The sequence below is a fragment of the Massilia suwonensis genome, assembly GCF_042655665.1.
Taxonomy (GTDB): Bacteria; Pseudomonadota; Gammaproteobacteria; order Burkholderiales; family Burkholderiaceae_D; genus Telluria; species Telluria suwonensis.
In genome coordinates, this window is record NZ_JBHSMR010000001.1 from 192681 (window position 1) to 216729 (window position 24049).

The 24049-nt window shown below is 66.8% G+C and carries 30 protein-coding genes; 29 read left to right on the plus strand and 1 reads right to left on the minus strand.

What is annotated here, in order from left to right; all coding sequences use genetic code 11:
- The first annotated feature begins 41 nt into the window (after positions 1 to 41).
- The 17 genes from ACFPQ5_RS00900 to flgJ are packed head-to-tail and all read left to right on the plus strand — an operon-like array spanning position 42 to position 13432.
- Positions 42 to 377, plus strand: coding sequence for a flagellar hook-basal body complex protein FliE (locus ACFPQ5_RS00900; protein WP_379750979.1), 336 nt, complete (start codon positions 42 to 44; stop codon positions 375 to 377).
- 29 nt (positions 378 to 406) lie between these two features.
- Positions 407 to 2134 (plus strand): flagellar basal-body MS-ring/collar protein FliF, encoded by a 1728-nt coding sequence (fliF, locus tag ACFPQ5_RS00905; protein WP_379750981.1) that lies wholly within the window; start codon positions 407 to 409, stop codon positions 2132 to 2134.
- Positions 2115 to 3134 (plus strand): FliG C-terminal domain-containing protein, encoded by a 1020-nt coding sequence (locus ACFPQ5_RS00910; protein WP_136220183.1) that lies wholly within the window; start codon positions 2115 to 2117, stop codon positions 3132 to 3134. The genes fliF and ACFPQ5_RS00910 overlap by 20 nt, the downstream gene beginning before the upstream one ends.
- Entirely contained in the window at positions 3131 to 3817 is a 687-nt protein-coding gene (gene fliH, locus ACFPQ5_RS00915; RefSeq protein WP_379750983.1) for a flagellar assembly protein FliH, read from the plus strand. The genes ACFPQ5_RS00910 and fliH overlap by 4 nt, the downstream gene beginning before the upstream one ends.
- Positions 3814 to 5130, plus strand: a complete 1317-nt coding sequence (gene fliI / locus ACFPQ5_RS00920; protein ID WP_379750985.1) for a flagellar protein export ATPase FliI — start codon at positions 3814 to 3816, stop codon at positions 5128 to 5130. Before fliH ends, fliI begins: the two co-directional genes overlap by 4 nt.
- Before the next feature lie 10 nt (positions 5131 to 5140).
- On the plus strand, positions 5141 to 5575 hold the full coding sequence (locus tag ACFPQ5_RS00925) for a flagellar FliJ family protein (RefSeq protein ID WP_379750987.1): 435 nt from the start codon (positions 5141 to 5143) through the stop codon (positions 5573 to 5575).
- Between the two features lie 21 nt (positions 5576 to 5596).
- Positions 5597 to 6949 carry a flagellar filament capping protein FliD gene (gene fliD, locus ACFPQ5_RS00930; protein ID WP_379750990.1) on the plus strand — a complete coding sequence of 451 codons (1353 nt, stop codon included), beginning with the start codon at positions 5597 to 5599 and terminating at the stop codon, positions 6947 to 6949.
- Between the two features lie 10 nt (positions 6950 to 6959).
- A complete protein-coding gene (gene fliS / locus ACFPQ5_RS00935; protein WP_379750992.1) occupies positions 6960 to 7349 on the plus strand; it encodes a flagellar export chaperone FliS in 390 nt (129 codons plus the stop codon).
- Positions 7342 to 7659 carry a hypothetical protein gene (locus tag ACFPQ5_RS00940; protein WP_379750994.1) on the plus strand — a complete coding sequence of 106 codons (318 nt, stop codon included), beginning with the start codon at positions 7342 to 7344 and terminating at the stop codon, positions 7657 to 7659. Before fliS ends, ACFPQ5_RS00940 begins: the two co-directional genes overlap by 8 nt.
- Positions 7656 to 8819 (plus strand): flagellar hook-length control protein FliK, encoded by a 1164-nt coding sequence (locus ACFPQ5_RS00945; protein ID WP_379750996.1) that lies wholly within the window; start codon positions 7656 to 7658, stop codon positions 8817 to 8819. The genes ACFPQ5_RS00940 and ACFPQ5_RS00945 overlap by 4 nt, the downstream gene beginning before the upstream one ends.
- A 28-nt stretch (positions 8820 to 8847) precedes the next feature.
- Positions 8848 to 9324 (plus strand): flagellar basal body-associated FliL family protein, encoded by a 477-nt coding sequence (locus ACFPQ5_RS00950; protein WP_379750998.1) that lies wholly within the window; start codon positions 8848 to 8850, stop codon positions 9322 to 9324.
- Between the two features lie 14 nt (positions 9325 to 9338).
- Positions 9339 to 10076, plus strand: a complete 738-nt coding sequence (locus tag ACFPQ5_RS00955) for a FliA/WhiG family RNA polymerase sigma factor (protein WP_379751001.1) — start codon at positions 9339 to 9341, stop codon at positions 10074 to 10076.
- A 42-nt stretch (positions 10077 to 10118) separates the two neighbouring features.
- Complete coding sequence (gene motA, locus ACFPQ5_RS00960) at positions 10119 to 11030, plus strand: flagellar motor stator protein MotA (RefSeq protein ID WP_379751003.1); 912 nt, start codon at positions 10119 to 10121, stop codon at positions 11028 to 11030.
- A gap of 3 nt (positions 11031 to 11033) precedes the next feature.
- Entirely contained in the window at positions 11034 to 11987 is a 954-nt protein-coding gene (locus tag ACFPQ5_RS00965) for a flagellar motor protein MotB (protein ID WP_379751005.1), read from the plus strand.
- Positions 11988 to 12022: 35 nt separating this feature from the next.
- Positions 12023 to 12301 (plus strand): flagellar biosynthesis anti-sigma factor FlgM, encoded by a 279-nt coding sequence (gene flgM, locus ACFPQ5_RS00970; protein ID WP_379751007.1) that lies wholly within the window; start codon positions 12023 to 12025, stop codon positions 12299 to 12301.
- On the plus strand, positions 12301 to 12729 hold the full coding sequence (locus tag ACFPQ5_RS00975) for a flagellar protein FlgN (RefSeq protein ID WP_379751009.1): 429 nt from the start codon (positions 12301 to 12303) through the stop codon (positions 12727 to 12729). Before flgM ends, ACFPQ5_RS00975 begins: the two co-directional genes overlap by 1 nt.
- Positions 12716 to 13432, plus strand: coding sequence for a flagellar assembly peptidoglycan hydrolase FlgJ (gene flgJ / locus ACFPQ5_RS00980; RefSeq protein WP_379751011.1), 717 nt, complete (start codon positions 12716 to 12718; stop codon positions 13430 to 13432). The genes ACFPQ5_RS00975 and flgJ overlap by 14 nt, the downstream gene beginning before the upstream one ends.
- A gap of 19 nt (positions 13433 to 13451) precedes the next feature.
- On the opposite strand, the gene flgA is transcribed toward flgJ, so the two are convergent.
- Positions 13452 to 14162 (minus strand): flagellar basal body P-ring formation chaperone FlgA, encoded by a 711-nt coding sequence (flgA, locus tag ACFPQ5_RS00985; protein ID WP_379751013.1) that lies wholly within the window; start codon positions 14160 to 14162, stop codon positions 13452 to 13454.
- A 74-nt stretch (positions 14163 to 14236) separates the two neighbouring features.
- Between flgA and flgB the strand changes: the two genes are divergently transcribed.
- The 12 genes from flgB (at position 14237) to ACFPQ5_RS01045 (ending at position 24046) form a co-directional block, all read left to right on the plus strand.
- Positions 14237 to 14599 (plus strand): flagellar basal body rod protein FlgB, encoded by a 363-nt coding sequence (flgB, locus tag ACFPQ5_RS00990; protein WP_136220199.1) that lies wholly within the window; start codon positions 14237 to 14239, stop codon positions 14597 to 14599.
- Between the two features lie 17 nt (positions 14600 to 14616).
- On the plus strand, positions 14617 to 15021 hold the full coding sequence (flgC, locus tag ACFPQ5_RS00995) for a flagellar basal body rod protein FlgC (protein ID WP_379751015.1): 405 nt from the start codon (positions 14617 to 14619) through the stop codon (positions 15019 to 15021).
- 4 nt (positions 15022 to 15025) lie between these two features.
- Positions 15026 to 15703, plus strand: coding sequence for a flagellar hook capping FlgD N-terminal domain-containing protein (locus ACFPQ5_RS01000; RefSeq protein WP_379751017.1), 678 nt, complete (start codon positions 15026 to 15028; stop codon positions 15701 to 15703).
- Between the two features lie 16 nt (positions 15704 to 15719).
- Positions 15720 to 16904 carry a flagellar hook protein FlgE gene (locus ACFPQ5_RS01005; RefSeq protein ID WP_379751019.1) on the plus strand — a complete coding sequence of 395 codons (1185 nt, stop codon included), beginning with the start codon at positions 15720 to 15722 and terminating at the stop codon, positions 16902 to 16904.
- An 18-nt stretch (positions 16905 to 16922) separates the two neighbouring features.
- Complete coding sequence (locus ACFPQ5_RS01010; protein ID WP_379751021.1) at positions 16923 to 17657, plus strand: flagellar basal body rod protein FlgF; 735 nt, start codon at positions 16923 to 16925, stop codon at positions 17655 to 17657.
- Between the two features lie 76 nt (positions 17658 to 17733).
- Entirely contained in the window at positions 17734 to 18519 is a 786-nt protein-coding gene (gene flgG, locus ACFPQ5_RS01015) for a flagellar basal-body rod protein FlgG (protein ID WP_379751023.1), read from the plus strand.
- Positions 18519 to 19172 (plus strand): flagellar basal body L-ring protein FlgH, encoded by a 654-nt coding sequence (flgH, locus tag ACFPQ5_RS01020; protein ID WP_379751025.1) that lies wholly within the window; start codon positions 18519 to 18521, stop codon positions 19170 to 19172. The genes flgG and flgH overlap by 1 nt, the downstream gene beginning before the upstream one ends.
- A 12-nt stretch (positions 19173 to 19184) precedes the next feature.
- Positions 19185 to 20312 (plus strand): flagellar basal body P-ring protein FlgI, encoded by a 1128-nt coding sequence (locus ACFPQ5_RS01025; RefSeq protein ID WP_379751027.1) that lies wholly within the window; start codon positions 19185 to 19187, stop codon positions 20310 to 20312.
- On the plus strand, positions 20312 to 20656 hold the full coding sequence (locus ACFPQ5_RS01030; protein WP_379751029.1) for a rod-binding protein: 345 nt from the start codon (positions 20312 to 20314) through the stop codon (positions 20654 to 20656). The genes ACFPQ5_RS01025 and ACFPQ5_RS01030 overlap by 1 nt, the downstream gene beginning before the upstream one ends.
- 60 nt (positions 20657 to 20716) lie before the next feature.
- Positions 20717 to 22087, plus strand: coding sequence for a flagellar hook-associated protein FlgK (gene flgK, locus ACFPQ5_RS01035; protein ID WP_379751031.1), 1371 nt, complete (start codon positions 20717 to 20719; stop codon positions 22085 to 22087).
- A 9-nt stretch (positions 22088 to 22096) separates the two neighbouring features.
- Entirely contained in the window at positions 22097 to 23008 is a 912-nt protein-coding gene (gene flgL, locus ACFPQ5_RS01040) for a flagellar hook-associated protein FlgL (RefSeq protein WP_379751033.1), read from the plus strand.
- Between the two features lie 3 nt (positions 23009 to 23011).
- Positions 23012 to 24046, plus strand: a complete 1035-nt coding sequence (locus ACFPQ5_RS01045) for a hypothetical protein (protein ID WP_379751035.1) — start codon at positions 23012 to 23014, stop codon at positions 24044 to 24046.
- Positions 24047 to 24049: the final 3 nt, after the last annotated feature.

The following is a 24049-nucleotide window of genomic DNA, read 5'->3' on the forward strand; positions in this document are numbered from 1 at the left end:
CTGTCACTCAAACGCCACAACGAACGCATAGGATTTAACAAATGGGAATTGAATTAGCCGGTCAAATTAAAGCTGACCTTGCCGCACTGACAAACGAAGCGCAGCGCCTGGCGATTGCACCATCTGTCGAACTGGCAACGCCAAGCGGTCACACCGACTTCTCTTTCGCCCAGACGATGAAGAATGCGATCCAGAGCGTCGACGCCCAGGACCAGGCGGCCAGCGCCAAGATGGCCGACGTCGACAGCGGCAAGAGCGACGATCTGGTCGGCGCCATGCTGGCCAGCCAGGAAGCCAGCCTCTCCTTCTCGATGCTGATGCAGGTACGAAACAAGGTCATGGGCGCGGTCGACGAACTGATCAAGCTGCCGGTTTGACGTCCTTGGAATAAACGGATACTCACAACGTGATTTCGAAACTCAAGAATGCTTTCGGTGCCGGCAAGCTCGGCGCCCTGCCCGGCCTGCCGCCGGCGCTGCGCAACAACCTGACTCCCCTGCTGGTGCTGGCGATCGTGATTACCGCCGCCGTCATGATGTTCATGTGGCAGGACCAGGCCAACTACAAGCCGGTCTTCGGCGCGCGCGAAAAAGTCGCCGCCAGCGATATGATGACCGTGCTGGAAGCCGAACACATCCCTTACCGCATCCACCCGGACAGCGGCCAGGTCATGGTGCCGTCGAACGAACTGGGCAAGGTGCGCATGCTGCTCGCCGCCAAGGGCGTGACCGCGCAGCTGCCGGCCGGCCTGGAACTGATGGACAAGAACGACCCGCTGGGCGTGTCGCAGTTCGTGCAGGACGTGCGCTTCCGCCGCGGCCTGGAAGGCGAGCTGGCGCAGAGCATCCTGACGCTGGACGCGATCGCGTCGGCGCGCGTGCACCTGGCGATCGCCAAGACCAATTCGTTTGTCGCCGGCGCCTCGGACCAGAGCTCGGCCTCGGTCGTAATCGCAACCAAGCCTGGCCGCACCCTGGGCAACGAGCAGATCGCCGCCATCGTGAATATGGTTTCGGGCAGCGTCGCCAGCCTGAGCCCAAGCCGCGTGTCGCTGGTCGACCAGAACGGTAACTACCTGTCCTCGCGCGTCGATCTGACCGAAGGCTTCGACGGCGCCGCCCAGGGCGACGCCGCCGCGCTGCGCGTGTCGAACGAAGTGCGCGCCAACGTCATGGAACTGCTTGGCCCGGTGCTGGGCGCGAACAACTTCAAGGTCAGCGTCACCGCCGACATCGACAACGACAAGATCGAAGAAACCCAGGAAAAATACGGCGAAGCGCCGAAGGTCACCAGCGAAGCGATGCGCGAAGAGCTGGAGAAGAGCCGCCTCGCGATGGGCGTGCCGGGTACGCTGTCGAACCGTCCGCCCGAGCAGGCCGCACCGGCCACGCCTGCGGCGCCAGGCGCCGATGGCGCCCCGGCTGCCGACAAGCCTGCCGACAACGCCAACTCGCGCAAGAACGCGACCACCCGCCAGTATGCGTACGACCGCGCGATCACCCAGATCAAGCGTTCGCGCGGCCGCCTGCGCAAGCTGTCCGTCGCCGTGGTGCTGAACAACGCCAGCGCGGCCAACGCCAAGGCTGGTTTTACCCCGGCCGAACTGGCGAACATCGACAAGATCCTGCGCGGCGGCCTGGGCATCGACCAGGCGCGCGGCGACGTGCTGGCAGTCTCCGCCCTCACCTTCCCGGCAGCCGCCCCGGTCGAGCCGTGGTACCAGGAGCGCGACACCATCGTCGACGCCACGCGCTACGGCCTGTGGATCCTCGGCGCCCTGTTCGGCTACCTGCTGCTGGCGCGTCCGATGCTGCGCACGATCACCGCCCGCATGGCACCGGCCCTGCCGGCACCAGGCGCGGCCGGTGCAGCCGCTGCAGCCGCCGCCCTGCCGAATGCAGCCGCGGCGCCTGCGCTGGCGAATGCCCCGGCTGCTGCTGCCGTCGCGGCGCCTGCCGGCAGCGGCGTCGCCGCCGTCGTGCCGCTGCTCGAAAACTATGATCTGCCGCCTGCGGGTTCCGCCGTGGATGTGATGGTCGATCACCTCAAAGTGCTTGCCGGTAAAGAGCCGGAGCGCGTTGCCGAAGTCGTCAAACAATGGGTGCAGAAAAAACATGGCCGAACTGAACAATAACGCCGAGGGCGTCGTGCTGACCCCGGTCGAGCAAGCTGCGATCGTCCTGCTGTCGATCGGCGAAGAGCCGGCGGCTGCCGTGCTGCGCTGCCTCGAGCGCGACGAACTGATCGAACTGACGCAAGTCATGTCGCGCATGAGCGGCATCAAGGTCGATTCCGTGAAATACGCGGTCCAGAATTTCTTCGACGACTACCGCGAGCAGAGTGGCCTGCACGGCGCTTCGCGTACCTACCTGAAGCGCTCGCTCGACCTGGCGCTGGGCAGCGACATCGCCAACAGCGTGCTGAACACGATCTACGGCGACGCGATCCGTCCGATGATGGCGCGCCTGCAGTACGCGTCGCCGAAGTGGCTGGCCGAATTCATCTCGCACGAACACGTGCAGATGCAGGCCGTGTTCCTCGCCTTCCTGGCCCCGGCGCTGGCCGGCCAGATCATCGAAGGCCTGCCGGAACAGAGCCGCGACCTGGTGTTGCTGAACCTGGCGCGCCTGGACGAGATCGACCGCGACCTGCTGCAGGAACTCGAAGACCTGGTCACGCGCTGCCTGTCCGCGCTCGACACCCAGAGTGCGAGCGTCGAAGGCGTGCGCCAGGTCGCCGAGATCCTGAACCGCCTGCCGAACAACCGCGCCGGCATGGTCGAACTGCTGCGCGCCCACGATCCGGAAGTGGTGTCGCAGATCGAGATGTCGATGTACGACTTCTTCATCCTGTCGCGCCAGACCGAACAGGTCATCACGCGCCTGCTCGACGACATTCCGCTCGAGCAGTGGGCCATCGCATTGAAGGGCGCCGAGCCGGCCCTGCGCGACGCCATCCTGTCGGCGATGCCGAAGCGCCAGGCGCAATCCTTCGAGGACCTGATGCGCCGTTCGGGTCCGGTGCCGATGTCGCGCATCGAGCAGACGCGCAAGGACATCATGGTTGCCGTGAAGGCGCTGGCCGACGCCGGCGAGATCGACGTGCAGCTGTTCGCCGAGGCTACTGCTGAATGAAGCAGTTCCGCCCCTATCACTTCCCGCCCCTGCACCAGGTCCGCGCTGCGAGCGGCACCCTGCCCGCCAGCGGCGAGGGCGCGCCCTCGCAGGAAGACTGGGACAGCGCGCTGGCCGCCGGCTACCGCCAGGGCCAGCAGGACGGCTATGACGCCGGCTACGAGGCCGCGCAGGCCGAAGGCTTCGCGCGCGGCCACGCCGAGGGACTCGAACGCGGCCTGGAAGAAGGCCGCGCCCAGGCGCTCGCCCATCTGGAGCAGATCGGCAAACCAGTCGACAACGCACTCAAGGCACTGAAAAAACTGAAGAGCGATTTCAAGGCCGCCCAGCGCAAGGAAGTCGTGGACCTGGTCGGCAAGATCGCGCGCCAGGTGATCCGCGCCGAACTGGCGCTGCAGCCGACCCAGCTGCTGGCCCTGGTCGACGAGGCGCTGGCCGCGATGCCGCCGGCGCGCGACGCGGTCGAAGTGCTGATGAATCCCGAAGAACTCAAGCGCGTCTCCGAGCTCGATCCGAAGCGCGTCAAGAAGTGGAGCCTGCTGGCCGATCCTTCGCTGGCGCCGGGCGAGATCCGCGTCAAGGCCGGCGACCATGAAGTCGACGCCGGCTGCCAGGGCCGCCTGGCCGCCTGCATGGACCAGGTGCGCGACGCCGTCGAGGCGACCGAAGGAGGCAAGGAATGACGGCCCTGCTCGACACCCTGCGCTCGCTCGACATCGATGCGGTGCCGGTCGCCACGCCGACCGGCCGCCTGGTCGGCGCCCAAGGCCTGCTGCTGGAGTCCGTCGGCTGCAAGCTGCACACGGGCCAGCGCTGCCGCGTCGAACTGAACGACGGCGGCTGGCTCGACGCCCAGGTCGTGGGCTTTCGCGACAAGGTCTCCTACCTGATGCCGTTCAAGAAGGCCAATGGCCTGGCGACCGGCGCACGCGTGCTGCCCGAGAAGAATGCGGCGAGCCTGATGGTCGGTCCGTCCTGGCTGGGCCGCATGGTCAACGGCCTGGGCGAAGAGATCGACGGCCTCGGAAAACTCGGCGGCGACCAGCCGCTGAATTTCACGCCGCCGAAGGTCAACCCGCTGCGCAAGACCCCGGTCGACGAGCCGCTCGACGTCGGCGTGCGCGCCATTAACTCGATGCTGACGCTGGGTAAAGGCCAGCGCGTCGGCCTGATGGCCGGTTCCGGCGTCGGTAAATCGGTGCTGCTCGGCCTGATCACGCGCCAGACCGTGGCCGACGTGATCGTGGTCGGCCTGATCGGCGAGCGTAACCGCGAGGTGCGCGAATTCGTCGAGAAGTCGCTGGGCCCCGAAGGCCTGAAGCGCGCGGTCTTGGTCCTGGCCCCGGCCGACGAATCGCCGATGATGCGCGTGATGGCGACTGAACTGTGCCACTCGATCGCGGCCCACTTCCGCGACCGCGGCCAGAACGTGCTGCTGCTGTGCGATTCGCTGACCCGCTATGCGATGGCGCTGCGCGAAGTCGCGCTCTCGCTGGGCGAACCGCCGGCCACGCGCGGCTATCCGCCCTCGGTGTTCTCGAACCTGCCGCAGCTGGTCGAATCGGCCGGCAACGGCGAAAACCCGAAGGGCAGCATGAGCGCGATCTATACCGTGCTGGCCGAGGGCGACGACCAGCAGGATCCGGTGGTCGACACGGCACGCGCGATCCTGGACGGCCACATCGTGCTGACGCGCGAACTGGCCGAGCGCGGCCACTATCCGGCAATCGACGTCGCCCAGTCGATCAGCCGCTGCATGGCGCAGGTGGTCACGCCCGAACATGCGAATGCGGCGCGCAAGCTCAAGGCGACGATGGCCAGGCATGCGCGCGTGCGCGACCTGATTCCGCTCGGCGCCTATACGCCGGGCGCGGATCCGGAGACCGACCGCGCGGTGAAACTGCATCCGCATATCGAAAACTTCCTGTGCCAGGGCACGCGCGAAGGCGCGCCGCTCGACACCTGCGTGACGCAGCTGCAGGGGATGATGCAATGAGGTTACGTAAATGAGCCGCCGCGACCAGATTCATAGTTTAGGCACGCTGGTCCAGCTGCGCAGCAGCGAAGTCGACAAGCTGCAGACGGAACTCGCGCGCCAGGAAGCGACGCGCGCCCGCTACGCCGCCAACCTCGAACGCCTGCATTCGCTGGCCGAAGGCAGCGGCGCATCCGGACGCCTGCCTCCTGCGCTGGCGCTCAACTGCGGCCAGTACAAGCAGGCCGTGTTCGCGCTGGCCGACACCCACCGCACCGACCTCCAGCTGCACGAGGCGAACATGGCGGTCTCGCAACGCAATCTGGCGCAGGCATGGACGCGCCGCGAACTGCTCGGCAAGGTGCTCGAGCAACAGCAGGACGCGCTGGCGCGCGAGCAGGATCGTGCCGCCCGCAAGCGCGAAGACGACATCGCCACCCAGTCATGGCTGGCGGGCCGGGCATAACCGGACCTCAAGGAGAACAATATGGCAGGCATTACCAACACCTACGATCCGACGACCACCGCGCAAGCCCTGGCCGAAGCCTTCACGTCCGGTCGCCAGACCATCCTGACGCGCCAGACCACGCAGGCCTCGGCTACCGAAAAAGGCCTGTCCACGCTGGGCACCGCGCTGAACACCTTCCAGAGCAGCCTGGCCAACCTGACGGGCCTGAACAAGACGATTTCCGCCAACAGCGCCGTCTTCAGCGACACGGGCATCGCCAGCGCCACCGCCTCGGCGACTGCTGCCGCCGGCACCTACAGCTTCTTCGTCGAGCAGGTCGCCAGCGCGCACAAGGTCTCGTACGGCGGCATGACCGACTTTGCCGGCGGCGGTTCGCTGACCCTGGGCGCGGGCACGAACTCGTTCAACATCGACCTGAGCGCCAAGGCCACCTGGACCACCCGCGACCTGGCCGCGGCCATCAATGGCGCGACCGGCAACACCAGCGTGTCGGCGGCCGTGGTCACCACCGGCTCCACCTCGGAACTGGTGCTGACTTCGAAGACGACCGGCCTGGCCAACAAGATCACCGTGAGCAGCACGGGCGCCGACGCCGGCCTGACGGCCAAGCTGGGCGCGGCGCCGACCGAACTGGCGCAGGCGCTCGACGCCGTCGTGCGCGTCGGCTCCAGCACCGGCACGGCCATCACCCAGCCGAGCAACACCTTCAACGTGATCGACGGCGTCACCATGACGGTCTCGAAAGCGCAGACCGCAGGCAGCGCCCCGGTCACGCTGACGGTGGCCTCGGACGCCTCGAAGACGAGCGCGAACGCCCAGGCCTTCGTCGATGCCTACAACAAGCTGAAGTCGGCGATCGACGGCCTGGTCAGCCCGGGCGACCCGGAAAGCGGCGGCGCGGCCGGCGCCTTCGCCGGCGACAGCGGCGTGCGCGCCCTGCGCGACCGCCTGGTCAACCTGCTGCGCAACACCGGCGCCACGACGCTGGCGAACTTCGGCATTACCGCCAACCGCCAGGGCACGCTGAGCCTGGACAGCACGCGCCTGACGAAGGCGCTGGCGGCCGATCCGACCGGCCTCGACACCCTGATCGGCAGCAGCGCGGCGACCGCGCCGAGCGGCATCGCCGGCCAGCTCGACAGCTACCTGAAGCTCTGGACCAACAGCGCCAACGGCCAGATCGGCACCCGCAAGGATGCCGTCAGCAAGCTGCAGGACGAGTTGGCGGATCGGCAAACCGCGCTCGACAAACAGTACGACGGCGCCTATGCGCGCTACCTGAAGCAGTTCACCCAACTGCAGTCCGTTCAAAGCAATATGTCCTATAACACCTCGCTGTTCGACGCTTTGTTCAGCAGCTCAAAAGACTAAACTCATAGCCATGTCCTATCAAGAAGCCTACGGCAATTATCACGCGGTCAACCTCGATTCCCAGACCTCGCGCGCGACCCCGGTCGAGCTGGTGCTGCTGCTGACCGACGGCCTGCTCGACGAGCTGGCGCGCGTGCGCGGCCACATCGTCGGCAAGCGTTACGAACAAAAAGCGGCCGGCATCGACAAATGCTGCGAAATCATCAACGGCCTGTCGAGCTCGCTCGACTTCGAGCAGGGCGGCGAAGTCGTCGCCAACCTGGCCAACCTGTACGACTTCTGCTCGTCGCGCCTGCAGGGCGCCGGCATCAAGATGGATCCGGCCATGGTCGACGAAGTGGTCGGCGTGCTGACCACGATCCGCCAGGGCTGGCAAGGCGTGCAGGAACGGAATGCCTAGGAGCGCGGCGATCGGCAAGCTGGCCGCCGCCATCAAGGATGCGGCCGCCGCGCGCGACTGGGAACGCCTCGGCGCCCTCGCCCGCGCGCTGGCACCGCAGTTGTCAAACCTGCGCGAGCGCGGTGCCTGGACCCGCGGCGAACTGGCTGCGCTGGCGCAGCTGCGCGCGGTCCACGACGGCGCCGCGGCCGCCTGCGGCGAAGCGCTCGACACGCTCGCCCTGCGCCTTGCCGACATGCGTAACAACAAGGATGGCTGGATGGCGTATGCGCTCGCCAGCGAGACGGAACCTGCCGGATACCAAGAATGAACCTGACCCTGACCCAACTGAACCAGCCGGCCGCGTCGGCCAGGAGCGCCGCGCCTGCCGCCGCCAGCGACGCCGCGGCGCCTGCCGCTGCGACCATCGACGCGGCAGGCGCGGCACCGGCGCCGGCGGACGGCACGCAGCCGGCCGCGGCCCAGCCTGCGCTCGGCTTCGCCCAATGGCTCGGACTGGACCCGCTGGCGGCGCCAATCGCCGAGGCGCCGGCTGCGCCTGTCGAAACCGCGCCGCTGGAAACCGACGCTCCGGCCGATGAGCAGGCTGCCGCCGACACGCCCCTGCTGGGCGCGATGGCCATGGCCATGCCGCTGATGCCGGTCGCACAAGCCACGCTGGCGGCCGTCGTCGCCGCACTGCCTGGCGTGCCGGCCCCTAAAGAATCGGCACCGGTTGCCGATACCGGAACTTCGCAGCAGGCCGCCCCGGCTGGCCAAGGCCGCGAAGGCAAGATCGAACTGGCCGCCCTGCCGGCTGCCATGCCCGTGGCGCGCGCTTCCGTCGAGGCGGCGGCAAGCGCCGCGGCGAAGCCTGCCGCAGCCGCCCTGCCGGCCGAAGCGCTGGCCGTCAATGCCAATGCCGACGCGGCGCAGGAACAAAGCGCTCCCGCACTCGACCGCACGGCGGCGAACAGCTTCGGCGTGGCCGCACCGGCGCCGGGCGCAGCCCAGCGCACGGGCGATACGGTCACGCTGTCGGGTCCCCCGACCGCGTGGCGCCAGACCCTGCAGGAAGCGCTCGGCGAGCGCCTCCAGCTACAAGTCGGCAAGAGCGCCGATCAGGCCGTGATCCGCCTCGAACCGCCGATGCTGGGCCGCGTCGAGATCGCGATCCGCCACAGCGCCGGTTCGCTCGAGGTGCACATCTCGGCGACGCACGGCGAAGTGCTGCGCCAGCTGCAGACCGTCAGCGAAGGCTTGCGCAACGACCTGGCCCAGCGCCAGTTCAGCGACGTCTCGGTCAACATCGCCCCGGCGCCACGCGGCGCGGCGGGTGCGAACAATACGCCGATGTTCGCAGGCGGCGATGGCCGCGGCCGCCAGCAGGATGGCCGCCAGCAGGAACAAGGTCCGGGCGAAGCCCTGGCCGAAGCGAATACCGGATCTTCCCCGTTCTCGCTGAACGGACGCGGCCACGGTTTTACTTAACCTGGCGCTTAACCATTTAGAACGAACAATGAACAGCAAGCTCAAGATGATTCTCGGCGTTTTCGCCGTCGTGCTCGTCGCTGCGGGTGCGGCAGGCGGCGCCATGATGTACATGAAGTCGCAGGAAGCCGTCGCCGGCACCGAGAAGACCGCCCACGCCGAGCCGAAGAAGGAAAAGTCGGACAAGCCGGTCAAGTACGTCACCCTCGACAAAGTGATCGTGATGCTCAAGCGCAGCCCGAACGAAACCGTCAACCACTACCTGTCGACCGACCTGGTGCTGGCCACCGACGACAAGGGTGAAAAGGAAACCAAGGCGCACCTGCCGCTGCTGCGCGCGGTGGCCGTGCGTACGCTGTCCTCCCACACGCTGGCCGAAGCCTCGAGCATGACCGTCGAGCAGTACGCCGCCCAGCTGAACAAGACCTTCGATGCCAGTTATGCCAGCGACGACCGGGAAAAGCCGTTCGGCGAAGTCATGATCGGCAAGCTGATCGTCGAATAAGGCCCGGGGACCGAATGGCCTATTCAGCCGACTACCTCGACGCTTCCTGCGCCAGCGAATACCAGGAGGCAGCCGCCGGCGCCGGCATGAGCCCGCGCGAGGAGCAGCAGCACCTGGTGGCCTACACGCCGCTGGTGAAGCGCATCGTGCGCCAGTTGAATTCGCAGGTGGGCGCGATGTCGCGCGAGGACATGGAGCAGATCGGCCTGATGGGCCTGCTCGAGGCGCTGCGCCGCTACGGCACGCCCGATACCGGCTTCGGCAGCTTCGCCTCGCTGCGCATCCGCGGCGCGATCCTCGACGAGCTGCGGCGCCAGGACTGGCGTCCGCGCGCCGTGCGCCAGGATGCGCACCGCCTGCGCGACGGCCTGCGCGCCCTCACCCGCACGCTGGGTCGCGAGCCGACGCCGCAGGAAGCGGCCGACTCGCTGGGCATCACCCAGGAGGCGTACTGGCAGCACCTGCTCGACGACGGCGCCGAAGAGATGCTGAGCTTCGACGAAGTGCTGCAGGAAGCGACCGAGCAGGCGCACAGCGCCCCTAGCCCGGAAGAATCGCTGCTGCTGCGGCGCAGCCTGGAACAGGCCCTGGCAGGCCTGAGCGAGCGCGAGCAGCGCGTGATCCAGATGATCTACGAGTTCGAGCTCAGCTACAAGGAAATCGCCGCCGTGCTCGACCTGTCCGACGCCCGCGTCTGCCAGCTCAACAAGAGCGCGCTGGCCAAGATGAAAGCCGCCATCGGCGCGCGTTAATAGAAAAGAAACAACCATGATCCTCATCCAGAAAGGCCTGTCATGCAGCAATTCCTAGGTATCTTCATCGTGCTCGGCTGCGTGTTCGGCGGTTTCGCGCTGATGGGCGGCACGGCCACCGCGATCTGGCATCCGGTCGAGATCCTGATCATCGTCGGCGCGGCCTTCGGCGCGCTGGTGATCGGCAACGAGAAGCACGTGCTGTCCGAAATGGCGCACCAGCTCAAGAAAATCGCGTCGCGCAAAAAGCACGACTCGGAATTCCAGCGCCAGCTGCTGCTGCTGATGTACGAACTGCTGCAGCTCGCCGCCGGTGGCCTGAAGGCCCTCGACGCCCACGTCGAGGCGCCGAAAGACAGCGCCATCTTCCAGCGCTACCCGCGCATCCTGGAAGAGCCGAAGCTGCTGGCGTTCATCGTCGATAACTTCCGTCTGATGGCGATGGGCAAGATCAACGCCCACGAACTGGAAGGCGTGCTCGAGCAGGAACTGGACGCAATCCACGAAGAGCTGACCCAGCCGTCGAAGTCGCTGCACAAGATCGCCGAAGGCATGCCGGGCTTCGGCATCCTGGCCGCCGTTCTCGGCATCGTGATGGCGATGTATTCGGTGGCCGAAGGCGCCGATTCGGGCGCGATCGCGGAAAAGGTCGGCGCGGCGATGGTCGGTACCTTCATCGGCATCTTCTTCTGCTACGGCCTGCTCGACCCGCTGTCGAACATGATGAAGCAGCTGGTCAACGGCGAAGCCTCGACCATGGAAACCGTGAAGGTCGTGCTGTGCACCCACGTGGCCGGCAAACCGGCCCTGCTGGCGATCGACGCCGGCCGCCGCCTGATCCAGCTGAACACGAAGCCGAGCTTCGCCCAGCTGGAACAGTGGATCAACGCGATGGGCGGCGACGACGAATCGCAGAACAAGCGGCGCCGCTCGAGCGACCGCATGACGGGGTAAGCTGTGTCCAAGCTGAACGACAAGCATCACGAGCAGACCATCATCAAGCGTGGTGGCGGCAAGCACGACCATGACGAGCACGGCGGCGCCTGGAAAGTCGCCTTCGCCGACTTCTGCCTGGCCCTGCTCTCGCTGTTTCTGGTGCTGTGGCTGATGGCCGCGCGCGAGAAGGAAGCGGTCCAGAACATGACCAAGGACGCCGCCGCCGGCCAGCTCGAGGGTCCCGGCAAGCGACCGGAAATCGCCAACGCGCCCAGCGGCAGCCTGATCGAACGCTTCCCGACCATGCACGACGGCACGGGCCCCGCCCAAAGCAATGGTGCGACTGCGGATGCGCGCGTGTCCTATGATTCCCCTGCGGACCTCAAAGCCTTGTCGAAGAAGCTGGAAAAGATGAGCGAAGACGCGGGCCTGGCGGCCAACCTGCAATCGGAAGTCACGCCCTACGGCTTGCGCGTGATGCTGCACGATACCGACCGCCAGGGCATGTTCATGCGCGGCAGCGCCCTGCCTACCGGCCGCTTCGCGCGCCTGCTGCAGAAAATGGGCCCGTTGTTCGCGCAGATGGAAAACCAGATGCTGATCGTCGGCCATACCGACTCGGTGCAGTACCAGTTCGCCGAGAAGACCGGCATGTCGAACTGGGCGCTGTCGTCGAACCGCGCGATGGCCGCGCGTGCCCAGCTGCTGCAGGGCGGCATGCGCACCGACAGCGTGCTGCAGGTGGTGGGCATGGCCGACCGCGCGCCGCTCGACGCCAGGCAGACCGACGCCGGCATCAACCGCCGCATCGAACTGATGATCCTGACCCGCGCCCAATCGCGCTCGGTCGCTGCGATGTTCGGCGCACCCGGCGCCACCGAGAAGCTGCTCGACGGCGTCTCGGTCAGCGCACCCGCACAGGCCGGCGACGCGAATGACAATACTGCGTCGCTGCGCGGCCAATTGGCGAAGTAAGCATGACTATTCAATCCAAATCCCGAGGTAACCGCATGAAAATCACTGGAACCGGCGCGCCGTCCATGGCGCCTGCAATCGGCGGCGCCACGAATGCGCCCGCTCCGGCGGCTGCGGCCCCGGCCCCGGCGGCGGAAACCGGCGCCGTCCTGCAATCGGAAGTTCTGAAACCGGCCGCCAAGGCGCTGGCCGCCCTGCCCGACTTCGACGCCGCGCGCGTGGCCGAACTGCGCGACGCGCTGGCCAAGGGCGAGCTGCCTTTCGATGCCTCGCGCCTGGCCGGCCTGATCCAGCGCTTCCACGGGGGGCGTTGATGAGCAAAATGACCCGCCAGCAGGCGGTCGCCGCCCTGGTCGACGGTGTCGAGCAGGACCTGCAGGCCACGCAATCGATTCACGCCCTGCTGGAGCGCCAGTTCCAGGCCGCGCTGCGCCACCAGGGCGCGGAACTGGGCGCGCTGGCCGCAGAGCTGACGCCGGCGCTGGACGCCATGGATGCGCGCCGCAAGCAGCGCGTGGCCCTGGTGCGCGCGCTGCACGGCGTCGACGGCACGATGAGCGGCTTCATCGCCGCCCAGCCGGAACCGGGCCGCGCCAAACTGGCCGCCGCCTGGAGCGAACTGGAACGCCTGGTCGTCGCCTGCAAGAGCGCGACCACGCGCAACGGCAACCTGCTGGCCGAGCAGTTCACGACCATGCAGCGCGTGCTGCACGATTCGGACGGTACCTATGCGCCACGCTGAGTTCTCGACCTCGTCGATCTCGGCCACCCTGCCGACCGCCCCGACCCGTCCAGCCGAAGCGCTCGGCGGCGGCGCCGGTTTCGGCAAGGCCTTCGCCGCCGTGCAGGGAGAAGTCGCGGAGTTCATCCAGAACGGCGGCGGCGCCTCGGCGCCGGAGCTGACGCCCGAGGGCAGCCTGTGGCGCAACCGCAGCGCCGCCTCGGTGCTGGCAGCCCCCGAAACCGATGAAGGCTCGACCAACGAAGACCAGCAGGCCTTCCTGGACAGCATCGCACCCTGGGCGAAGGAAGCGGCGGATCGACTCGGCGTCGCGCCGGAACTGGTGCAGGCCCACGCCGCCCTCGAATCGGGCTGGGGCCAGCGTCCCATCCGCAGCGGCGATGGCGCCAGCAGCCACAACCTGTTCGGCATCAAGGCCGGCGGCAAGTGGGACGGCGCCGTGGCCGAATCGGCCACTACCGAATACGTGGGCGGCGCGGCAGTGAAGACCAAAGAGCGCTTTCGCTCGTATCCGGACGGCGCCAGTGCCTTCCGCGACTACGCCAAAATGCTGCTCGATAACCCGCGCTACAAAGGCGCGATCGGCGCCGGCAACGACGCCCATGCGTTCGCGCAGGGCCTGGCGAAAGGCGGCTACGCCACCGATCCGGCCTACGCGGCCAAACTGGCGCGCCTGGCAGGCAAGCTGCAGGGCAACGGTTGATCGATCAGCGCTTGAGTTTTCAGCGGCTTGCGCGGGGCATGTCGATTGGTTCGACCGTCCCCGCGCCGGTCACCCGCATGCGCACCGTCTGCCCGCTGGTGCTGTTGCGCACCCGAACCGTCGCGCCGCGCGCCCCGGCATCGAGCGCCTCCCCCGCCGTACTGACTTCGATCCCTTCGACCCGCGCCACCATCACGACGGCGTCGCCGCGCTTGATCAACACCGGTGCGGATAGCGAATTGTTACGTAGAACGTCGCCCGCGCGCAACATTCTGCGGCTGGTTTGGCCTACAGCGTCATTTGGATCAATTACCGGGTCCGGAATGCTGGTAATCTCCCGTTGCTCTACGGTAACATGTGTATCCGTGAGAATTTCATTTGCGGCGACCGGCGCGGCCAGCACCACCACCGATGCCGAAATGCGGGCCCGCACGATGTATTCGAGACGAGTGGCGCCGGCTCCGGGGCAGCGCACCGCGAAGCGCATCCGGGTCGGCTGCCGGGTATCGACGGTTTCCACCTCGACCGGCCCGCTGCAGGTGGCGGCGACACGCGGCGGCACGACGGTCAGCTCGAAGCGGGCGTCGGGCAGGTTGGAAGCGGCGGCCTGCTTTTCCAGCTGGGCGCGGGCGGCTTCCTCGACCTGGGCGCTAACGGTAGGTGCAGCGAAGACAGGCGCGCCAGCAAGCGCCAGGGGCAGGACAAGAAGACGAGCGGTACGAAGAATCATTGCAACAACCCTGGCAATCAAAGATTTAACCATTCTAACGAAACACACTGCAGTTCACCGACGAAGGATCGACCATGACGATTAATTTTAAGGACGCACTGGGACTACACGCCGACGCGCTGCACGTGCGCGCCGAACGTACCAAGGTGCTGGCCGCGAACATCGCCAACGAAAGCACGCCCGGCTACACGGCGCGCGATGTCGATTTCGGCGCGGTGATGCAGGAGCGCGCGGCCGAGGAAGCGGGCGAGCTGTCGCTGGGCGACGGCGCCGAGGCACTGTACCGCGTGCCCTTCCACCCCAGCGCCGACGGCAACACGGTCGAAATCGGCGTCGAACAGGCGGCGTTCTCGCAGAACGCTTCGGACTTCCAGACCAGCCTCACCTTCATCAACATGAAGCTGCGCGGTCTGCAAAAAGCCATTAATGGTCAATAAAGCGGGACAGTAATCACATGGGTTTCAAGGACATCTCCAATATCGCCGGCTCCGCGATGGCCGCCCAGTCGGTGCGCCTGAACACGATCGCGTCGAACCTGGCCAACGCCGACACCGCCGCCCCTTCGGAAGCGGAAGCCTACCGCGCCCGCAAGCCGGTCTTCGCCGCCGTCATGGAAAACGACGCCGGCGGGCGCGTGCAGGTGCTCGACGTGGTGCAGAGCGCCGACCCGGTGCGCAAAGTGTATGAGCCGGGCAATCCGCTGGCCGACGCCGAAGGCATGGTCGTCTACTCGAACGTCAACTCGGTCGCCGAAATGGCCGACATGATGTCCGCCTCGCGCGCCTTCGAGACCAACGTCGAGGTGCTGGGCCGGATCAAGAACATGCAGCAGTCGCTGCTGAAACTGGGCGAAGGCTAAGACCATGCTGACCAATAATTCCCTCGCGGCCTCGAACAACACCGCCGCCGCCGGCACCGACGCCGTCGCCACCAGCGCCGACGTCTCCGCCAACAAGGACATGTTCACCAAGCTGCTCGTGGCCCAGATCCGCAACCAGGATCCGCTGGCGCCGTCGGACCCGAGCCAGTTCGTCAACCAGCTGTCGCAGCTGTCGCAAACCGAAGCCCTGCAAAACCTGAGCAAGACCACCAGCGCCAGCGCCAGCGTCCTGCAAAGCCTGCAGGTGCTGGCGATGGGCGGCCAGGTCGGTTCGCAAGTGTCGGTCGCGACCGACCGCGTGCGCGTCGACGGTTCCGCCATCAGCGGCAGCATCAGCCTGCCTTCGGCTTCCGGCGCCACCAACCTGGTGCTGACCGGCGTCGACGGCCAGCCACACACCATGACGCTGCCCTTCCATTCGGCCGGCAGCCAGGCATTCACGATCGACCCGAGCGCCCTGGGCCTCGCACCGGGCAGCTACTCGATCTCGGCCCAGACCGCCGACGGCGCCTCCGTGCCCGTCGAAATCGCCGGCACCGTGAACAGCGTGCGCTTATCCAGCACCGGCTCCGTCGTATTGCAGGTGGCTGGCGTCGGCGACGTCGACCCGTCCGCCATTACTGGTTTCAACGGCAAGGCCTCGCAGGTCGCCGCTAACTAATATCTAAGGATCAGCCATGAGCTTCAACATCGCCCTCTCCGGTATCCAGGCCATCAACGAACAGCTGGAAGCCGTCTCGAACAACATCGCCAACTCGAGCACCTACGGCTTCAAAAGCAGCCGCGCCAACTTCTCCGCCATGTACGCGGGCGAGCAGGCGAACGGCGTCTCGGTCGGCTCGCTGACCCAGAACATCGGCACCAACGGTTCGGTCGAATCGACCGGCCGCTCGCTCGACGCCGCCATCGAAGGCCGCGGCTTCTTCGTCACCCGCGATTCGCAGGGCACCATGTCGTACAGCCGCGTCGGCATCTTCGCGGCCGACAACGCCGGCAACCTGGTCGATGCCGCCGGCCGCAAGGTGCAGGGCTACGGCCCGGCCGTCAACGGCACGCTGGGCGTGATGGGCGACATCAAGATCCCGACCGGCCAGATCGCCGCCAAGGCTTCGACCGGCGTCAAGTACGTCGGCAACATGTCGGTCGACTGGCAAGTCCCGACCAACACGACCTTCAACGCCAACGACCCGTCGAGCTACAACATGGTCAAGCAGTCGGTCCTCTACGATTCGCTCGGCACCCAGCACACCGTGTCGCAGTACTTCGTCAAGACCGGCAGCAATGCCGTCACCGTGCACTATGGCTTCGACGGCGCCGCCCCGGCCACGACCAAGGCCCTCACCTTCGACGCGCAAGGCCAGCTGCCGGCAGCGACCAACAGCGGCAACCTGACCCTGACCCCGACCAACGGCGCAGCGCCGATCGCTTTCTCGATCGACTACACCGGCACCACCCAGTTCGCCGGCGAAGCGACCAGCACCACCAACAGCACCGACGGCTACGCCTCGGGCAACTACGTCGGCGTCGAGCTGGCGGCCGACGGCTCGGTCGTGGCGCGCTACAGCAACGAGCAGAAGCAGACCGTGGGCACCATCGCCCTGGCCACCTTCGGCAACGAAGGCGCGCTGACCGCGACCAGCGACACCAGCTGGCAAGCCAACGCCGCTTCGGGCCTGGCCCTGTACGGCACCCCGGGCGCAGGCCTGGCCGGCAAACTGAATACCGGTTCGCTGGAAGGCTCGAACGTCGACATCACCTCGGAACTGGTCGGCCTGATGACCTCGCAGCGCAACTACCAGGCGAACTCGAAGGTCATCACGACCGAGAACCAGATGATGCAAGCCCTGATGCAGGCCCTTTAATAAAGGGATTACCGCTCCATGGATAAACTGATCTTCACCGCCGTCTCCGGCGCCGAGCACACGCTGCGCGCCCAGCAGGTCCACGCCAACAACCTGGCCAACATGGACACGCCGGGCTTTCGCGCCAACCTGGAACTGGTGACCAGCCAGCAGCTGGGCGCAGGTGTGAACTACGGCTACGACGACGTCCACATGGCCCGCACCCAGGCCGACGCCATCTCGACCAGGCCGGGCACCGTGCGCGAAACCGGGCGCCCGCTCGACGTCGCCATCAACGGCAACGGCTACTTCGCGGTCGAATTCGGCGGCAACGAAGCCTATACCCGCGCCGGCGCGATCGACATCGGCGCCGACGGTGCCTTGTCCGTGGCCGGCCGTCCGCTGCTGGGCGAAGGCGGCGCCATCGTGCTGCCGCCGCACTCGGCGGTAGAGATCGGCACCGACGGCACGATCTCGGTGCTGGCCGAAGGCGCGACCACGATGCAGGTGATCGACAAGCTGCGCCTGGTGACCGGCGAAGGTCCGGAGCTGACCAAGAACGAAGCCGGCCTGATCGTGTCGCGCAATGGCGACCCGCTGCCGGCGGACGCCAACATCAGCGTGCGCTCGCGCGCCCTGGAAGGCAGCAACGTGTCGGCCGTCGAAGAGATGGTCGCGACCATGGCCCTGAACCGCAGCTTCGAAATGCAGATGAAGCTGTTCCAGGCCAGTGACAAGATGAACGAGGCGGGAAACCGTCTTCTCGGCGCTTAAAACCCGCGTCGCATCCGGCATGATTACGTCCGGAAACTTATAAGCGGCGCATTTCTGCCGCGCTCAAGGAGAATTCATGAATCCAGCAATGTGGATCAGCAAGACCGGCGTGCAGGCGCAGGACGCCAAGCTGCAGGCGATCGCCAACAACCTGGCCAACGTCAACACCGTCGGCTTCAAGCGCGACCGCGTCGTGTTCGAAGACCTGCACTACCAGGTCGACGCCCAGCCGGGCGCGCAAAGCGCCGACAACACCGTCTCGAACGGCGTCCAGCTCGGTAACGGTACGCGCCTGGTCGGCACGCAGAAAGTATTTACGAATGGTTCGATCCAGACCACCAGCCAGCAGCTCGACGTCGCCATCTCCGGCAACGGCTTCCTGCAGGTGCGCCGCCCGAACGGCGACGCGGCATTCACCCGCGCCGGCCAGTTGCAGGTCGACGCCAACGGCACCCTGGTGAACGCCCAGGGCCTGCCGCTGGTGCCGCAGATCACCGTGCCGAACAACGCCACCGCGATCACCATCGCAGAAAACGGCACCGTCTCGGCCACCGTGCCGGGCCAGTCGGCGCCGACCGAAATCGGCGCCCTCACCCTGACCGGCTTCGTCAACCCGGCCGGCCTCTTGGCCCTGGGCGAGAACCTGTTCTCCGAAACCGCCGCCAGCGGCGCGCCGACCGAAGGCCGTCCGGGCGACGGCGCACTGGGCAAGCTGAAGCAAGGCGCTTTGGAAGGTTCGAACGTGCAGGTCGTCGAAGAAATGGTCGACATGATCGCTGCACAACGGACTTATGAGATGAATACCAAAGTGTTGTCGGCTGCCGACAATATGCTGCAATACCTCGCGCAGGCAGCCCGATAATGATCCGTTCTAGCCTCACGGCAACTATCATCTTGTTGCTGGCCGGTTGTGCTTCCAAGGCGCCGATCGCGCAAGTTGCCGACGAAGCACCGGTTCCGGTCACGCGTGCAGCCGCACGCGGCGTCTCCGGCGGCGTCTTCAGCAGCGACGCGCTGTCGCTGACCTCGGATGCACGCGCCTACCGCGTCGGCGACGTGGTCACCGTGATCCTCCAGGAAACGACGCAGGCGAGCAAGCGCGCCGGCACCAGTTTCAACAAGGGTTCCTCGGTCGGCATCGCGCCGCTGGGCGCCCTTGGTAAAACCTTCGGCAAGACCGGCATCGACGTGACGGCCGACCGCAGCTTCGCCGGCGACTCGACCAGCACCCAGCAGAACGCCCTGTCCGGCGCGCTGACCGTGATCGTGCAGGAAGTGATGCCGAACGGCCTGCTGCGCGTGGCGGGCGAAAAGAACATGACCCTGAACCAGGGCGAGGAATTCGTCCGCCTGAAGGGTTATATCCGCGCCGCCGACGTCGACGCCGACAACCAGGTGTCTTCGCTGCGCGTGGCCAATGCCCGCATCGCCTACTCGGCGAAAGGCGTGCTGGCCGATGCCAATTCACCAGGCTGGCTCACGCGTTTCTTCACCGGACCGCTGATGCCCTTTTAATCTAGGACCAACATGATTCAGTTTCGCCGCATTGCCCTCGTAAACCGTATCATTTTTGCCGCCGCGCTCGCCCTTGGCGCGGTTGTGCCCGCGCAGGCCGCCCAGGCGCTGCGCAATCTGGTCAGTGTCGAGGGCGTGCGCGAAAACCCGCTGGTCGGCTACGGTCTCGTGGTCGGCCTGAACGGTTCCGGCGACTCGACCCAGGTCAAGTTCGCCAGCCAGTCGGTGCTGAACATGCTCAAGCAATTCGGCGTCAAGCTGCCCGAGGGCCAGGACGCCAAGAACAAGAACGTCGCCGCCGTCATGGTCTCGGCCGTGTTCCCGCCGGGTTACCGCCGCGGCCAGGCGATCGACGTTACCGTCTCCTCGCTGGGCGACGCCAAAAGCCTGCGCGGCGGCACCCTGCTGCTGACCCAGATGCGCGCGGCCGACAACGAAACCTATGCGCTGGCCCAGGGCAACCTGGTGGTCGGCGGCCTCTCGGCCTCCGGCAAGAGCGGCTCCTCGGTGACCGTCAACACCCCGACCACCGGCCGCATCCCCAACGGCGCCATGATCGAGCGCGAAATCGCCACCGACTTCGCCACCCGCCCGCAAGTGCTGCTGCGCCTGCGCCACCCGCATTTCGAGACCGCGACCAATGTCGTGGAAGCGATCAACCGCCGCTTCGGCCCGGTCGCGACCACCGCCGACGGCACCAGCGTCGAAGTCGTCGCCCCGTCCGACCCGACCGCGCGCGTCGCTTTTGTCGCCAAGCTGAACGCCCTGAACGTGGAAGCCGGCGTCGAAGTGCCGAAGGTCGTGTTCAATTCGCGCACCGGCACCGTGGTGATTGCCGAAGGCCTGCGCGTGAAATCGGCCGCCGTCACCCACGGTTCGCTGAAGGTCGTGATTTCCGAATCCTCGAACGTCAGCCAGCCCGGCCCGCTGTCGCGCGGCCAGACCGCGGTGACGCCGCAGTCGCAGCTGTCGGTCGACCAGGGCGGCGGCCGCCAGATGTTCAAGTGGCCGGCCGGCGCCAAGCTGCAAACCATCATCGACGTGGTCAACAGCCTGGGCGCATCCCCGGACGACATCATGGCAATCCTGCAGGCGCTCGACCAGGCCGGCGCCATCGAAGGCGAACTGGTGGTGATCTGATGGACCGCTCGATCGCCCTGAATCCCCTGCAGCCGCAGGCCAACGGCGCCAAGACCGATGCCGTGGCCCCTGCGTCGGAAGATGCCGCCTACCTGGCCAAGGCAACCAAGGCCGCCGTCGAGTTCGAAAGCTTCTTCATCTCGCAAATGCTGAAGGACATGCGCGCCACCACGCGCGAGATGGCCGACGAGGACAGCGTTTTCAAGGACAAGGTCAACCAGGACATGCAGGACATGGCCGACGGCATCCTGTCGAAGCAGATGGCCGGCCAGCGCGCCTTCGGCGTGGCCGATGCGATCCTGCGCCAGCTCGTGCCGACAAAAATTACTCCCGGCAATACTTAATATTCTCCAGCAACTGGTCGCCTATCTACGGTAGGCCCCTGTTTCTTCAGAAAGACCTCCATGACCATCATGACCAACGCCCTGTCGGGCGCGCTTGCTTCGCAGATGGCGCTGTCGGCATCCAGCCAGAACATCGCCAACCTGCAAACCAAAGGCTATACGCGCCAGGCGGCGCTGCTGTCGGCCGTCGGTGCGGATGCCAGCGGCAAGGCCGTCGGCAATGGCGTGCAGGTCAGCTCGCTGCTGCGCTTCTCGGATGGCTATAAAAGCCAGCAGATGTGGCGCGCAGCCAGCGAGACCGGCCAGTATTCGCAAACGCAACCCTACCTGACGCAGCTCGAGCGCGTGATGGGCGACGACACGGCCAGCCTGTCGGTCGCGGTCGACCAGTTCTTCGCGTCGCTCAACGCGGTCGCCGGCGACAACGCTACCTCGACCCCGCTGCGCCAGCAGGTGCTGACCGCCGGCGGCCTGCTGGCCCAGCGCTTCAACAGCCTGAACAACGTCTACAACGCCCAGCAGCAATCGGTCAGCCAGCAGCGCAGCGCGATCGTCGACGCGGCCAACGCCAACATCAGCAAGATCGCCGCCCTGAACGCGCGCATCACCCAGGCCAACGCCGTCGGCGCGCCGGCATCAAGCCTGATCGACGCCCGCGACCTCGCGATCGACGAGCTGGCCGGCCAGATGGCGCTGGAAGTGTCGGACCAGCCGGGCGGCGTGCGCGACGTCTCGCTCAGGACCGGCCAGGCGCTGGTGATCGGCAATGTCGCCGGCGAACTGAAGGCTGTCGGCGGCGTCGGCGCCCAGACCTTCAAACTCGAATTTGCCTCGACCACCTTCGGCCTCGATGCGGCCAAGCTCGGCGGCCAGCTGGGCGGCCTGACCGTGTACGAACAGGACACGCTGCGTCCGATGCAGCAGGGCGTGGCCGACATTGCGCGCCAGTTATCCGACAAGATCAATACCCAGCTGACGGCCGGCTACGCCATGGACGGCAGCCCGGGCAAGCCGCTGTTCGTCTACACGGCGGGCGCGACCAACATGCTCACCATCGCCCCCGGCATGGAGCCGACCGGCCTCGCCTTCTCCAGCGACGGCACCCAGGGCGACACCGGCAACCTGCTGAAACTCGTCGGCATCAACAGCCAGACCGTCAGCGTCACGGGCCTCGGCACGGTGCTGCTGAGCGACGCCGACACCCAGCTGGTCGGCAAGCTCGGCGTGCTGAGCCAGCAGAACCAGGCAGCGCTGGCCACCGCCGAGACCATGCGCACCCATGCGCTCGACGACTGGCAGGCCACGAGCGGCGTCAACCAGGACGAGGAAGCCGTCAACCTCGTCGAATACCAGAACATGTACCAGGCCAACATGAAAGTCATGTCGGTCGCCAATTCCCTGTTCGACGCCACGCTGGCGATGATGGGTTAAGGAATTATCATGCGCATCGCCACCGCCCAGTACCAATCGAACATGAACAAGTCGCTCCAGCTGAACCAGGAGCACATGAGCAACCTGACCCAGAAGATGGCGACGGGCAAGCGCATCTCCGTGCCCTCGGACGATCCGGTCGACAGCGTGCGCCTGTCGCGCCTGCAGCGCGAGGAAGCGGCCATCACCCAGTACCGCGACAACATCGCCTCGATCAAGATCCGGCTGTCGAAGAACGAGGGTTATCTCGGCAGCATGGTCAACGACATTTCGGCCGGCCGCGACCAGATCGTCTGGGCGCTCGACGGCAGCAACACGCCGGACGACCTGAAAGCCATGGTCAAGCCGCTCGAGGCCCTGCGCGACGGCCTGCTGTTCAGCGCCAATTCGGTCGACCAGGAAGGCCGCTACGTCTTCTCGGGCACCAACACGGCGACGGCGCCGATCGCCTACAACGCCGGTGCGGCTGCGGGCGCGCGCTATAGCTACGCGGGCAACGTCAACGAACAGCGCGTCGTGGTCGGCAACGGCCTGACCCAGGTCGCGAACGACAACGTCAAGGGCATGGAGAAGCTGCTGAACCGCCTGGATGCGACCATCGCCCTGCTCGGCGGCGCCAGCCTGAACGTCAACGACCCGGCCACCCGCTCCGTTCTGGAAGACAACCTGAGCGGCTTCGACGAAGCACTCGACCTGGTGTCCGGCAAGATCGCCGTGCTCGGCGGCAAGCAGAATATCCTCGACACGCTCGACGCCAACCATGGTAACGTCAGCCTGTCGAACCAGATGGCCATCACCGACATCGGCCAGCTCGACATGGGCGTCGCCGCCACCGAGCTGAACGGCTACTCGACCGCCCTGCAAGCGACCTACAAGGCGTATAGCCGGATCGGCACGCTGTCCCTGTTCTCTGCCCTGTAATCGATGGACACCACGCTTCGCACCGCTTCCACCACGCTTCCAGTCAATACCCCGGTCAACCCGGGTAACGGCGTCGGCCCGGCCAAGACCGTGCCGGCGCCGGTGCGCGTCGAGACGCCGCAAGACGCCGCGCCCGATGCCCGCGTCCCCGCGCGCCCGGCCCTGCAGGCGCCGCAGCGCCGCAGCCCGGCCAACTGGGACAGCCGCCTGCAGAGCGACGTCGCCAGCGCCCAGCAGGCGCGCGAATACCTCGACCGCGTCGCCGCCCAGCTCGAATCGGTGAAGGCCGCGCTGAGCGCGAAGATCGCCGGCATGAAGAGCGGCGCGCGCGACCTCGAAGCGCGCGCGCGCCAGCTCGGCGCATCGATCGCCGCCCGCAGCGCCCAGGCCGGCGGCTCGGTCGACGCCCAGCTCGAGTTCTCGGACGGCGCACCGGCCCAGCAGCGTTTCCGCATCCAGGGCCTGGACGTGGCCACGCTGCAGTCGGCCGCGCCGCTGTCGCTCGCCTTTTCGGTGGGCGGCGCCGGCGGCCCGCAGCTGGCGGCCAATTTCGAGCCCGGCATGACGGCCGAAGAGATCGCCGCGCGCCTGGACCGCACCCTGGCCCCGGTCGGCGTGCGCGCCGGCCTGGACAAGCAGAACCGCATCGAATTCGCCACCGCCGAAGCCAACTGGCCCGGCGTGCGCGACAACATCGCCATTTCCGGCCGCGGCCGCGCCGCGACGGAAGCGGTCGCCCCGGACCTGAAGCTGCAGGACATCGGCACCGGCAATGCCGAAGCCTTGCGCCAGAGCCTGCGCGAAGTGGTGCAGGCGCTGGAACGCGTGCGCCGCTCGCAGGATGCGGCCAGCGCGGCACTGAGCGCCGCTACCATGCGCGCCGCCCAGTCGGAACTGAGCGCTGCCGATCTCGCCATCTCGGCGCAGGATTTCGCCAGCACCGCGGCCAGCCACGATTACGAGTCGCTGCTGGCGATTACCTCGGCGCTGGTCGGGGTCAGCCGCGAGCGCGTGCTGGCGCTGCTCGGCCTGCGTTAAGGA

Coding starts and splice junctions, on each gene's coding strand:
- ACFPQ5_RS00900 (WP_379750979.1), top strand. CDS start 42: ATGGGAATTGAATTAGCCGGTCAAATTAAAGCTGACCTTGCCGCACTG.
- ACFPQ5_RS00910 (WP_136220183.1), top strand. CDS start 2,115: ATGGCCGAACTGAACAATAACGCCGAGGGCGTCGTGCTGACCCCGGTC.
- fliH (WP_379750983.1), top strand. CDS start 3,131: ATGAAGCAGTTCCGCCCCTATCACTTCCCGCCCCTGCACCAGGTCCGC.
- fliI (WP_379750985.1), top strand. CDS start 3,814: ATGACGGCCCTGCTCGACACCCTGCGCTCGCTCGACATCGATGCGGTG.
- ACFPQ5_RS00925 (WP_379750987.1), top strand. CDS start 5,141: ATGAGCCGCCGCGACCAGATTCATAGTTTAGGCACGCTGGTCCAGCTG.
- fliD (WP_379750990.1), top strand. CDS start 5,597: ATGGCAGGCATTACCAACACCTACGATCCGACGACCACCGCGCAAGCC.
- fliS (WP_379750992.1), top strand. CDS start 6,960: ATGTCCTATCAAGAAGCCTACGGCAATTATCACGCGGTCAACCTCGAT.
- ACFPQ5_RS00940 (WP_379750994.1), top strand. CDS start 7,342: ATGCCTAGGAGCGCGGCGATCGGCAAGCTGGCCGCCGCCATCAAGGAT.
- ACFPQ5_RS00945 (WP_379750996.1), top strand. CDS start 7,656: ATGAACCTGACCCTGACCCAACTGAACCAGCCGGCCGCGTCGGCCAGG.
- ACFPQ5_RS00950 (WP_379750998.1), top strand. CDS start 8,848: ATGAACAGCAAGCTCAAGATGATTCTCGGCGTTTTCGCCGTCGTGCTC.
- ACFPQ5_RS00955 (WP_379751001.1), top strand. CDS start 9,339: ATGGCCTATTCAGCCGACTACCTCGACGCTTCCTGCGCCAGCGAATAC.
- motA (WP_379751003.1), top strand. CDS start 10,119: ATGCAGCAATTCCTAGGTATCTTCATCGTGCTCGGCTGCGTGTTCGGC.
- flgM (WP_379751007.1), top strand. CDS start 12,023: ATGAAAATCACTGGAACCGGCGCGCCGTCCATGGCGCCTGCAATCGGC.
- ACFPQ5_RS00975 (WP_379751009.1), top strand. CDS start 12,301: ATGAGCAAAATGACCCGCCAGCAGGCGGTCGCCGCCCTGGTCGACGGT.
- flgJ (WP_379751011.1), top strand. CDS start 12,716: ATGCGCCACGCTGAGTTCTCGACCTCGTCGATCTCGGCCACCCTGCCG.
- flgA (WP_379751013.1), bottom strand. CDS start 14,162: ATGATTCTTCGTACCGCTCGTCTTCTTGTCCTGCCCCTGGCGCTTGCT.
- flgB (WP_136220199.1), top strand. CDS start 14,237: ATGACGATTAATTTTAAGGACGCACTGGGACTACACGCCGACGCGCTG.
- flgC (WP_379751015.1), top strand. CDS start 14,617: ATGGGTTTCAAGGACATCTCCAATATCGCCGGCTCCGCGATGGCCGCC.
- ACFPQ5_RS01000 (WP_379751017.1), top strand. CDS start 15,026: ATGCTGACCAATAATTCCCTCGCGGCCTCGAACAACACCGCCGCCGCC.
- ACFPQ5_RS01005 (WP_379751019.1), top strand. CDS start 15,720: ATGAGCTTCAACATCGCCCTCTCCGGTATCCAGGCCATCAACGAACAG.
- ACFPQ5_RS01010 (WP_379751021.1), top strand. CDS start 16,923: ATGGATAAACTGATCTTCACCGCCGTCTCCGGCGCCGAGCACACGCTG.
- flgG (WP_379751023.1), top strand. CDS start 17,734: ATGAATCCAGCAATGTGGATCAGCAAGACCGGCGTGCAGGCGCAGGAC.
- flgH (WP_379751025.1), top strand. CDS start 18,519: ATGATCCGTTCTAGCCTCACGGCAACTATCATCTTGTTGCTGGCCGGT.
- ACFPQ5_RS01025 (WP_379751027.1), top strand. CDS start 19,185: ATGATTCAGTTTCGCCGCATTGCCCTCGTAAACCGTATCATTTTTGCC.
- ACFPQ5_RS01030 (WP_379751029.1), top strand. CDS start 20,312: ATGGACCGCTCGATCGCCCTGAATCCCCTGCAGCCGCAGGCCAACGGC.
- flgK (WP_379751031.1), top strand. CDS start 20,717: ATGACCATCATGACCAACGCCCTGTCGGGCGCGCTTGCTTCGCAGATG.
- flgL (WP_379751033.1), top strand. CDS start 22,097: ATGCGCATCGCCACCGCCCAGTACCAATCGAACATGAACAAGTCGCTC.
- ACFPQ5_RS01045 (WP_379751035.1), top strand. CDS start 23,012: ATGGACACCACGCTTCGCACCGCTTCCACCACGCTTCCAGTCAATACC.